Here is an 11,967-nt window from a genome sequence, read left to right as displayed (position 1 = left end):
TTTATGTCGCTTTCTCGGATGCGTGCGGTTCTTCCGCGCGATTTCCGTCATCTTGTACCACATGCAGCAGTGCAACCCCAAGCTCTTCGGCTGCCAAATTCCGGCATTCTGGAGTATCTGTGCCGTAATTTCGCCAAATGAAGTAGTCGCTGGTTTGTGGAGAAACGCCCAGCTTTTCGAATACGTGAGGTAACGCGGGGACGTGATCGCCGTAAAAGCAAACGACCGTTTCACGATCGCTGGCGCGCAAATGATCGAGCAAGCGGCCGATCATTGCGTCGGCGTTTTCAATGTGCCGCAGGTAGGCTGTCAGGTCGCGCCAGGATGGGTCTTCGCCGAGAGTATGCCGCGAAGACGATTCTCCCGGTAATACCTGCTCGAGGTGTAGTGGGCCGTGGTTTTCCATCGTCATCGCGAAGATGAAGCGCGGCGCGCTTCGAGGTTCGTCCAGTACATCGATGACAGTATCCAGCACGGCCGAATCCGCTATATAGGGGCCGGCTCGGGGCGAATCGGAAAAATATTCGATATCCAGAAATTTGCCAAAACCGAGCAACGGAAAAGCCCTGTTCCTTCCGAAGAAGTCTGCATAGTACGGATGAACCGCGACAGTCTTGTAACCGCCGCGCTGAAACCAGGTTGCGATCGTTGTGCACATGCGCCGCACGAAAGCGTACGGGTAGAAACGAGCGTAGCCGAGACGCGCAGGCGCCAGTCCGCTCAGCATCGCAAACTCCGTACGCATCGTATTCGCTCCCCAGGCCGGCACGAACAGTTCGCCGTGGTAGCTGGATTCCCGACGCGCGATGTCCAAATGACGGTAGTTCGCGGGATCGATCTCCGCGCCAAGGCGCCGCGCGTCGAAATACGACTCGCTCTGAATCACGATCACGTCAGGTCCCGCGGTCGGCGCGCCCGATGCGAACGGACCCGTCCGGGCAGCTTGTTCGAACGCGCGCAGCGTCGCGGGACGCAGGCCATTCAGCAGATATGCGACGAATACTGCGAAAAATCCATGCCGCTGCTGGTCCGCGCCGGCGTCCAGCGTAAGCGGCAAGCGTGCTGCCAGCCAATAGCTCGCGACCGCGGACGCCACGATGAGCGTCGTCACCAGCCAGAGCGCCCCGTCGAACGGTCGCTCAGCAAAGAAGCCGCTCAGCAGCACCGCGACGCCAATCACGATTCCGATTACCTTGCCGACACTCAGAAACGGCAGGTACAAGCGGGGATGCGCGAACAACTGGCTGAACAGACTCAAATCCGTAAAAACAAATGGTTCGCGCAGCGACTCGTACTTTGCATTGCTCACAGTGACCAACAGGCCGACGAGTGCCACTGCAATGCAGATCGAAAATACGAGGCGTCTCGTCACGATCAGCATCGCACCAGTCAGAAACAAAAGTGCAACCGCATGCAGCATTAGGGCAACGCCGGAACGGTGCCGCATGCGTGGCAACGCCAAGGCATCCAGCACGAACGACGCGCCAAGCGCGATCGGTAGCGTGAGCAACATGCCGACGCTCAAGCTAGCGCTCCCGCCGAGGTAAGTAGGACAGTCCGCCGAGTATCGCGTCACCGAATCGCGCCGGTAGCAGCGTCAACAGGCGCATACCGAGCGCGAGCAATCCCGGAAACGCAATCTCGGCCCGCCGCGCCGCCAGCTTGCGGCGAATGTAGCCAGCGGCTTTGTCCGCCGACCACATGAACGGCTTGTCCCCCGGGAATACATCACTCATCGCAGTCTTGACGAAGCCGGGCAAAACGATCGCGAGGTGTATGCCGTCGCGCGCCAGCAACGGGCGCACCGAATCGCCGTACGCCTTGAGTGCCGCCTTGCTCGCGCAATACGCCGGTGAAATCGCCATCCCGCGCAGCGCAGCGATGGAGCTCACCAACGCAATCTGGCCGCTGCACCGCGCTCGCATGCGCGCAATCACCGGCAGTACCGCGTGCATCGCCCCATAGAAGTTGGTATCGACGACGGCGGCCATACGACCAAGCTCTTCCCAGTCGTGAGCTGACTCAAGCGTACTTGCAATCCCGGCGTTGGCGATCAGCAAATCTATCGAATATGTGTCGTCAAACTGCCAAATCCATGCCTGCATCGCCGTTGCGTCTCGCACGTCGACTTGTGCGGTCACCACCTGGGCGCCAAGCGCGCGGCACGCATCAGCGCAGGCATCAAGCCGTCGCACATCGCGACCAACGAGCCCCAACACCACACCGGGCGCGGCGTAGGCAATCGCGAGCGCGCGTCCGATGCCTGCGCTTGCGCCGGTAATGACAATGTGGCGAGGGGTGGTGCTAGTCATGCGACGCCTCAAGCCGTGACACGGCACCACGAATCGCCCGCTCGATCCCCGTACGGGTATAGAAGTCGCCGTTGATTTGGGTATGGTGAATAACGTAGTCGAGAAATGCTTGGTAAAGCTCGCGATCAGGTTCAAATTCAGCTTTCCAAAAATCATCAAGACTGCCTTGCCATGTCAGTCCCTGCATATCGTAGATCGCATGCCCGAGAGCAATTAGCGGCCGCCGATGATGAAGGGCTGACAACCCAACCGTACTGTTCACGACGATTACGCCGCGCGCATACTCAAGCAAAGTCGGCAAGTGCCCCGCGTCGATGAAGGTAACGCGGTCGGCGACCCCCAATTCCTGCGCGAGCAGCAGCACATAACGCCGATGATCGATTAGCCCCGTATCTAACGGATGATTCTTGACCACGAGACGAACGTTGGAGTCGGCATGGGCAGCGAATGACCGTAGTACTTGATCGATCGCCGGCCGGGTGCCGCCAAATGGGGAATGCACAACAAGTTGAGCATCCGAATTGAGTTGCAGGGGGAACAAAAAGTAGCCGTCAGTTGCGCGAAGCAATTGATCCGTTACCCGGCCTGCATCACGCTCGAATCCACGCTGCGCAAGTGCGCGCCAGGCGAGCCCGACATACTCTACGAACCCGTTATGTGGCCGATGACTGCGATAGTGCGGAAATCGACGTGAAAATAGCGTATTGGCGCCGCGATAGGCGATATCGTGAAAGGCTCGCTCGCGAAGGTTATAGCCGGTCGGTGCGGCAGGCGGACTTGCTGGCGTCTCCTTGCGTCGGTCACGATACCAGTCCGGATCCCGGGGTAACAGGGAGCGTCCATTGACGCCATGGCGCTCCAGCGTCAGCCAGTGCGGTCGCACATAGCCCTCTTCGAAGACATGTACGCGCATGCCCGCCTTCTGTGCTATCGCGTGCGCGGGTACATGAACCTCGCGACAGTCGCCGAACATCAGTACATCGGTGAAGTCACCTCGTCCGATTACGTCCGAATACCATGCCGGCAGTTCGCCAAGGCGCCCCTCATAATTCACGGCATGGCGGGCAGCCCCCCCGTATAGAAGATCTCCTCCACAAAAATTGACCTTCTGTACTGCATGGCCGCGCGTGCGCAAAGCCTCGGCCAGCTTGGAAAAAAAAGGGGAGGCCGTACCCTGAAGCGCAAGATATGAGCGACGCATGAAAGAATGTTGCGAGCGGTGCGGATACACAGAAACCGAGACGCTTTCGTCCCTCACAGCATCCACACTATATATATGAACCGGACGTGGAAATCACACGGGCGCCACCGCTAGCAATTATCGCATTCGGCAGCACCAAAAACATTAGCGCGAACAAAATCGTGAGCCGAAACAGAAATGCAGTGACGCACGTCACGTAACGTCGCTATAATACGCGCCCCTCGCCGCACCCTCCCCACATACCGCCATCGGGCGTGGTCCGATCCGACTATGCCACCGACCGGCGCGTATGTGCCATCAGCCCCCACTGCAACCGCCTGAATCGGGCCCGCAAAATCACCGAGCCGCGTGCAAGCCTTACCACTCACATTCGAAAAAATTACACAAATGACATTGTTGAGTCAGGTGCGAAAAACCACACTTAGATAGCGCAAAATTACGGTGCTGGCTATAATCACTCGCCCGAATTTCGGTGTGAACGTCGCCTGCCAGAGGTGCAGCGGCACGAGCGCTGGGTCGCGAAGCAACCCACTACGCATACCTTGCGCTGGTGGCGCATGCCCTTGACGGTGGACGCGAGCGGCGCCCCCGGCATCCCAAGATCTTTGGCAATTGAGTTTGGACAAGACGTTGAAAACGCTATCGGAAAAGTATTCGGCGTCGTCGCTAGGCGGCAACGATAAGGGTGTAGTGGCACGGCTCAAACGAATCAACACGTTGTTTGCAGTTACCGTTCTGGCCCCGACTATCATCGCCACGGCCTACTACGGCCTGATCGCGTCGGACATCTATGTTTCCGAATCTCGGTTTGTTGTCCGCAGCCCGCAGCGCCAAAGCCAGACAAGCCTTCTCAGTTCTCTGCTACAAGGTACTGGCGCGGCCCGCGCGCAAGACGACACATACTCTGTAGTCGACTACATTCGGTCTCGCGACGCACTGCGCGAGCTGAATCGGGATAACTATATTCTTGACGCCTACAGCCAGCACGGCGACGTAGTCAGTCGCTTTTCACGTTATTTCGACGACAGTTTCGAAGCGCTGTGGCGCTACTACGGCAAACGAATTGTCTCCGTCGATCTGGATTCGACGTCGGCAATCACGACCCTACAGGTACGTTCGTATACCGCAAGTGACGCGCAAAAGATCAATGAAGACCTGATTGCGATGAGCGAGCGCCTCGTCAACCGCATGAATCAGCGTGCGGCAGCAGATACGGTCAGATTTGCACAACAACAAGTAGACTCTGCAACGACAAAAGCGAAAGACGCGGCCGCAACCGTAGCAGCCTATCGCAATTCTTTTTCCGTGTTCGACCCGGAACGCCAGTCCGCTTTGCAGTTGCAGCAAATCACCGGTTTGCAGAATCAGTTGCTTACGGCGCAAAACCAACTCATCCAGCTTCAGTCAATCGCTCCGCAGAACCCACAGATTCCTGTGCTGAAGACGAATATTCAGACACTCGAAAAGCAAATCGCGAATACAACCGTTGGTGTCGCCGGAAGTAAAGATTCCCTTTCCGCGAAGGCCGCCAATTACGCACGTCTGCAACTTGATGCTCAATTTGCCGATCGCCAACTGGATGCGGCAATGACCGCTCTTCAAAACGCACGAGTGGAAGCAAGCCGCAAGCAGCTGTATCTTGAACGTCTCGTCGAACCCAACAGGCCCGATGTAGCGATCGAACCTAAACGTATCCGCGGCATTGTTACTGTGTTTGTGCTTGGCATTGTAGCCTGGGCCTCGCTCAGCCTGCTGATTGCAAGCGTGCGCGAACATCAACACTGACGTCATGTCGTCTCCTCGGCCATATCCTTCGCTGCTTACCTCGCTCAAAATCCAGATGCGAGTAGTTTTCGCGCTAACCATGCGTGAAATTATTACGCGCTACGGTCGGCACAATATTGGTTTCGCATGGCTGTTTGCAGAACCAATGTTGTTCACGGTCGGTATCGCGGCACTTTGGAACCTGCTACACGAGACGGGACAGGGACACGAGATCAACGTGACGGCCTTTGCGGTCACAAGCTACTCCACGGTTCTGGTCTGGCGTAACACAATTGGGCGATGCACGCTGGCTGTCGAGCCCAATGCGGCCTTGCTGTTCCATCGCAATGTTCGCGTTATCGACCTGTTTTTTGCGCGCATCACACTTGAGATTGTCGGCACAACGCTATCGATGCTGGTGCTGACCAGCACACTGATCGCGATAGGAATAATCGACCCGCCCGCCGATGTCCTGAACATGGCAGCCGGCTGGGTGTTGTTATGCTGGTATTCGGCCGCGCTTGGCCTGCTGATCGGCGGACTGTGCGAATACAGCGAACTTGTCGAAAGACTCTGGCACCCGATTTCCTACTTCCAACTTCCTGTATCCGGCGCCTTCGTTATGGCGAGTTGGCTTCCCCCCAACCTGCGTGACATCGCAATGTTGTTTCCTGCGCCGAACTGTGTGGAATTATTTCGCTACGGTTACTTCGGCTCACAGATCACGCCATACTACGACGTTCCCTATACGATCACGGTCTGTGCTTTCCTCACGTGGATCGGACTTGCGGTTGTGAGAGACGTGTCGACGAGAGTGGAACACTGATGTTAAATCTTCAAGACGTGTCGAAGCACTACAGCACACGCAACGGCAGACGGTTAATTCTCGACCATATCAATCTCACAATCGAGCCGTCCGAACGCATCGGCATTCTAGGACGCAACGGCGCGGGCAAATCGACACTGGTCCGCCTGATCAGCGGCTCCGAATTACCGACTTCGGGTACTATCGAGCGAGCAATGAGCGTATCCTGGCCGCTCGCCTTTTCAGGCGGATTCCAAGGAAGCCTCACCGGTCTCGATAATCTGCGGTTCGCCTGTCGAGTCTACGGTGCATCCTACGAGGCCGCCCTACCTTTTGTGGAAAACTTCACCGAACTGGGAATGTATCTGCGAGAGCCGGTGAAAAAATACTCAAGCGGTATGCTTGCGCGACTTGCGTTCGCGATGTCAATGGCGATCGAATTCGACTGCTTTCTGATCGATGAGGTTATCGCAGTCGGTGACGCAAGTTTTCGCGACAAATGCCATCAGGAACTATTTGAAAAACGCCGCGATCGAGCGATGATTATGGTGTCGCATGATCCTCATATTATTCGTGAACACTGCACGCGTGCATGTGTACTTGAGAAAGGGGTCCTGCGTGAGTTCCTGGATGTAGACTCAGCATTTGATTTCTATCACGAAATCACGGGTCAACCTATTCACTCGTAAGTTTGACCCGCCTTCTTTCGTCGAACATGTGCCGCGTCGTCAATGCACTCGACACGGCAACGGGTAGGCTAACATTTCACTTGTCGCCGTTGTGCATTAGACAACGCCCTGAGCAACACTATCGCAAATCCGATCACGCACGCATTGGAGCCCTACCGTGATTTTCAAGAAGCGCAAAACTGACGCCACCACAGAATCGGATCGGGCGTCGCAAGCCGACAACGTCAACGTAGTGGCATATGACGTTACTACCGAAGGGTTTCGATCATCCTCGGCAATAATCCGCGAGAACGATCCAGCTGTTGATGAGCTCGTACGTGACCTGATAGAGGATGCGAAGCGGCGTGTGCACACGGGCGCCATCAAGGAGCTGTGCGAAGAATATTTGAAGCATGAGAGCTATCGGATTGCGCGGCGAATTCTCGATCTCGCGAAAAACGCATTTCCTAATGACGCGAGCGTGCATGAACTCTTGGCACGCGCGTGTCACTTCCTTGGTGATCACGCCGCAGAAGCAGACGCTTGGCATCATGCCGCTGAATTGACCAATCGGATCGAGTTCAAGGTCTGCGAAGCGCACGCCCGGATGCGTACCAGCGATTTCACAACAGCCGAGACGATTCTCCAGGCAGTCTCCAGCGACGGCATCACTCGCTTCGACGTCGCCGCTGGCCTTGCGGAATGCGCATACCGGCGCCACGATCTAATGCGCGCTTTCGAGTACTGGACGCGTGCGGCGGAACTCGATCCTGAAGATTTGAATGCCTCACTGCAGCGAACCAATGTCCTGATCGAAATGGGAGACTTGCGTACAGCCGAGGCCATTATCGACGACGCGCAGGAGAGGTGGCCAGGCTCGGCGCTCGTTGCGGAAACAAAGGCACGCGTTCTGAAGAGCCGTGCCGATTATCCTGCGGCGCTCGAGTTCAGCCAGATTGCTGTCGTCATGGATTCGTCACCCAATCTGCATTTGACCCATGCAAGTGTCTTGCTGGCACTCGGTCGCGCAGATGACGCGTGTCAAACGCTACGACAGGCGCTCGTACGGCAGCCTCGAGATACGAGTGTGCTTGCCATGCTCGCTGAATGCGAAGAGGCCGCTGGTCGCCGTTCGATAGCATTGGCAACCTGGCGCGGCTTGCTGCACTTTCAACCGGATTTTGTTCGAGCGCACATTGAGACGGCCAGGTTGGAAAATGTCGGACGTTCTGCACAGGATTACCGCGATGCATTGCTGAAGATTGCTGGACGCTATCCGCTGGCAGCAGAGCCTCTTGTAGCAGTGGCCGATATTGCACGCGACGCTCGTCAACAAACAGAAGTCGCGTCGCTTTGGAATCGAATCCTGACTATCGCACCTGGTCGCAAAGAATTCTGGCTACGGTGTGCAGCAGCCCTGCGCGAGTGTGACAAACTCGACGACGCAGAAAAAATGGTGTGGAATGCTCTCGAACGTTTCCCAGAGGATCGTGATCTTCTGGAGGACGCTCTCGACCTAAGTACCGGCCTGGAACATCAGGGCCGAGCGATTGAAGCCGGTAGGCGTCTGACTTCACTGCTGCGCCGCACCCATAGCGACGAGCCGGGATCACCCGATATGGCCAATCCCCTGTTCAACGCATATACGCGCCTGACTTGGTTGCATTTCAACGTTTGGGATTTTAAGAATTCCCGTGCGGTATGCGAAGAAATCGCGGAAATCTGGCCGAATTGCGCGTTCTATCTTGAACTGCGCGCGATGATGTCGATCCGGGAGCGTAACTGGCAAGATGCGCTCGACTCGGCACGTACCTACAATTACCTGTTCCCGCACTATCCGCGTGGCATTGAACTCGAGTACGAAGCGCTGCTTGGCGCTCGGGAATTCAATGCTGCAGCAGAGCTGCTTACTCGCGAAGACCTCGCGATGCGTTTTCCCGAATGGACTAGCCGATTCGCAGCCTGGCGCGACGCGGTTCGCTCCATTCGTCCTCCTGAACAGCCTACTGATACCCGTCTTGTGCTAGACGTCACAAGCCTCGCCACCGTTGTTGCGGCATCTGCCGCACCTGGCGGGATCGAGCGAACGATCGTCGAAGTCGTACTGGAATTGTTCGAAAGCTGGAAGGGCAACCTTGTACTCGTGAACTGGAAAACGATCGCCGTCGAAGTCGATCAAGCGGATTTCACGTCGGCTATCTTCCCATCGAGCTTCGGCGAAGCATCACAGCAAAAAGTCAATCCGTTCGTCCAACGTACGCTCACGAATGGAGAGAAAGCGTTCGAATCGAGCCCGTACGACATCGTCGTCATTCTCGGCTCGGCTTGGCACTACGATGCAAATAACGCGATTCTCAACGAATACAAGCGAGCTGGATCGCGTGTCGCAATATACATCCACGATCTGTTGCAGTTGTACTATCCAACGCTCGTCAGCGAAAAATGGGCGGCCATTTTCCGCTACTGGATCGGACCTGCGCTCGACCAAGCTGATCTGGTGATGGTCAACTCGAACCACTCCGGACGAGAAATTCAGCAGTTTTGCGCCGAAACCGGCCGCCAGCCGATCGAAGCCATCAAGGTCGAACTCGGTGACGATTATCGTTGCCTGCCTCGGAAACAACGTGTCGACGAGGCAAAAGTCGCGTCCGTTCTTCGCCTTGCGAAAAGCTCCGGCTACGTCATGTTCGTGTCAGCACTTGGCAAACGCAAGAATCACGGGTTCCTCGTCCGTGCGTGGGACAGACTGCGCAAGATGAGCGGTGAGGATTGTCCGACGCTCGTGTTCGTCGGCTCGCCGGGCGATGGCATGACCGCAATCGAGGCAGAACTTCGCGCCACGCAATATGCCGGTGGCAAGGTTGTCCTATTGCACAATGTCGATGATGCGAGTCTGGACAAGCTCTACGAGAATTGCTTGTTCACCGTGTTTCCAAGTCTGTGCGAAGGCTGGGGGTTACCGATTGCTGAAGCCTTGTCTCACGGGAAAGTTTGCCTCGCATCAGCGACAACATCCATGCCGGAAGTCGGCGGCGACTGCGCGGACTATTTCCAGCCAACCGACGAAGACGCATTCATTGCCCTGGCAACCCAATATGTCTACGATCAGCCAAAGCGCAGCGAGCGCGAAGCGTACGTCCGAGAGCACTATCAGCGTCGCAAATGGAGCGCCACGACAGAGCATATCGTCTCCCTAGTCGATACGCGCCTGCTCGCATCGGGCGGCAAGCCGGTCCTGCCAATTCCGAGAACAACGCAAATTGCAGGCGTCATTCAGGTATGCGCGAGCTACGGAAAGCAATGCGGTATCGCTAGCTACACATCCCACGTCGCAGCCGCAATGCGAGGACAAGGTCGGGATACCGTGATCGTCCGCGGGGTCGACGAATGTGAACCGTATCTGGCGACGGGTCGTTATGGCTATGTATTCGTGCAGCATGAATACGGGTTGTATGATTCCTTCAATCCGTCTCTTGCCGGACCGGATACGACCGGAGAATTGATCGAGCGACTCGAAGACTACGCGGAGCGTTACCCGAACGTGAGCTCAGCTGTCGTGATGCACACGATCGACATGAACAAGCCCGATCTACGTGAGCGCAGTCAAATGCTGTTTAACTCGACGATTCCTGTCGTTACTCTAAGCAGTGCCGCTGCACGCAATACCCGTGCAATATTCGTTGAGCACGGCATTCATGTGACGTCACCGATCGCTCCAGTTGAAGCCACCGCACGTGCCAACGGAAATGCTCTAACCGTATCGTCCTTCGGCTTCCTGTCCCCTCATAAACGTATCGATCGGATTCTCCAGGCGTGCGTCGAGTCGAATAGTCGTCTTGTCGCCAACTTCGCATGTGATTCCGCTGAGCGGGCACAGCGAGCTCGAGAACTGGTCGCGAGCATGGGCGTTGCTGGCAAGGTCACTTTTGACTTCCAAACCGACGAGGAAATTCTCGCAACGTTGCGCTCGGGCGATGTCGTGTATTTCCCGCAAGGTCCGATTTCTTATTGGGCGACTACCGGCTCCGCTCGTGTGGCAATGACGGCCGATCGGCCAGTCGTCACCTCCCCGGAAGATCAGTTCGAGGACATGGCCGCCGGCGTTATTTTTGCGACCGATGCCGATTTGCCGACCGTTCTTCGCAGATTGTCGAACCCAACCTACTACGCACAAGTTCTGGGCCGGTTAAGGGCGTTTCGTGACGAAAACACGATCGATGCAGTCTATCGCGACGCGTTGGCTGTGTTGAATTCCGAAAATCGTGCTGCGCGCATTCCGAGTGCCCGGTCCGCAATCATCGTGTCGGATCTACTCGCGCTTCCGGCACGCACGGCTGTAAAGACCCTCTATACTTCTCAATTCGATCGACAACCCACATCAAACGAACTCGAATCGTTCGAAGCTACCGAAGGTGGCTCCGTTGATACTCGACTGGTAGCGATTTTTGATGCTGCTTGCAATGCTCTCACGCAGGGGCGCCCGCTGGATCTGGCCGTTGATCCATGTCATGCTGATCTGCTCGCAAATTCCGAGCTCTCCGCTATAGACGGCAACCGACTCGTCAGTGCACTTTCGCTATTGTTGCTCGACCAAACTGACTTCATCGACACGGCCATGTTGGCCATCGCCAAGCGTCGTCCGTCCGATTCCGAACGCGCGGAACTGGATGCGATGCCCGCCGACGATATCGCTGCACGAATGTCCGTTCTGCGTGCAATCGTACGCATTGCAAATAAGGTACGCGCGACACGCAGCGCAATCGGTGACTTGCAGGCCCACCTATACCTCCAAGCACCGGTTCCCGGTCAAATCCAGCATTCGCGACGCCGTTATCATCTATCGGAATTGTGTGTGTATCCTGCTATCTACCGTGCGATCGCGGTTTATCGCACGCTCTTCAAGCGCGATCCGTCACTCGAGGAGCATCTTGCGCTATCGTCGGTAGATTCATACGAGGCTATCGACAGAATCAGCCAATTGGCAACCACCACCGATGCAGTTCATTTGATCGACAATATCCCCGATCGCGCCGGCTGGTTGATGACAATGCAACGCGTACAGTCGGTGCTCGAAGAAATTAGCGATACACAGGCTGATGAGATGACCGGTGAGAATCTCTGTTCGCTCGAGAAGCGACGGTTGTCACGTGCATTCCCCAGCTTTTTGCTGCTCAACTGAAACCTCATCGTGCGCGCGAATCTATCGCGCGCACGATG

General features: G+C 56.3%; 7 protein-coding genes. 4 read left to right on the top strand and 3 right to left on the bottom strand.

Going from position 1 to position 11,967, the window contains the following annotated elements; all coding sequences use genetic code 11:
* Position 1 precedes the first annotated feature (1 nt).
* From WS96_RS19380 to WS96_RS19370, 3 genes are read right to left on the bottom strand one after another with little or no spacing between them, the layout of a single operon-like run.
* A complete protein-coding gene (locus WS96_RS19380; RefSeq protein ID WP_059834639.1) occupies positions 2-1,525 on the bottom strand; it encodes an LTA synthase family protein in 1,524 nt (507 codons plus the stop codon).
* A 1-nt stretch (position 1,526) separates the two neighbouring features.
* Positions 1,527-2,312 carry an SDR family NAD(P)-dependent oxidoreductase gene (locus WS96_RS19375; RefSeq protein WP_059834637.1) on the bottom strand — a complete coding sequence of 262 codons (786 nt, stop codon included), beginning with the start codon at positions 2,310-2,312 and terminating at the stop codon, positions 1,527-1,529.
* Complete coding sequence (locus tag WS96_RS19370; RefSeq protein ID WP_059834635.1) at positions 2,305-3,513, bottom strand: capsule biosynthesis protein; 1,209 nt, start codon at positions 3,511-3,513, stop codon at positions 2,305-2,307. The genes WS96_RS19375 and WS96_RS19370 overlap by 8 nt, the downstream gene beginning before the upstream one ends.
* Positions 3,514-4,131: 618 nt before the next feature.
* Here WS96_RS19370 and WS96_RS19365 point away from each other — a divergent pair.
* The 4 genes from WS96_RS19365 (at position 4,132) to WS96_RS19355 (ending at position 11,929) form a co-directional block, all read left to right on the top strand.
* Complete coding sequence (locus WS96_RS19365) at positions 4,132-5,298, top strand: hypothetical protein (protein WP_059824458.1); 1,167 nt, start codon at positions 4,132-4,134, stop codon at positions 5,296-5,298.
* Positions 5,299-5,302: 4 nt separating this feature from the next.
* Positions 5,303-6,103, top strand: coding sequence for an ABC transporter permease (locus WS96_RS19360; RefSeq protein ID WP_059824460.1), 801 nt, complete (start codon positions 5,303-5,305; stop codon positions 6,101-6,103).
* Entirely contained in the window at positions 6,103-6,771 is a 669-nt protein-coding gene (locus WS96_RS32650) for an ABC transporter ATP-binding protein (protein WP_082720305.1), read from the top strand. Before WS96_RS19360 ends, WS96_RS32650 begins: the two co-directional genes overlap by 1 nt.
* Positions 6,772-6,928: 157 nt before the next feature.
* A complete protein-coding gene (locus WS96_RS19355) occupies positions 6,929-11,929 on the top strand; it encodes a glycosyltransferase (RefSeq protein WP_059834633.1) in 5,001 nt (1,666 codons plus the stop codon).
* The last annotated feature ends 38 nt before the right edge of the window (positions 11,930-11,967 follow it).

The sequence above is a fragment of the Burkholderia sp. MSMB1835 genome (genome assembly GCF_001526365.1).
In the GTDB taxonomy this organism is placed as follows: Bacteria; Pseudomonadota; Gammaproteobacteria; order Burkholderiales; family Burkholderiaceae; genus Burkholderia.
The sequence above is the reverse complement of the archived record's forward strand: the minus strand, read 5'-3'. Positions and strand labels throughout refer to the sequence as shown.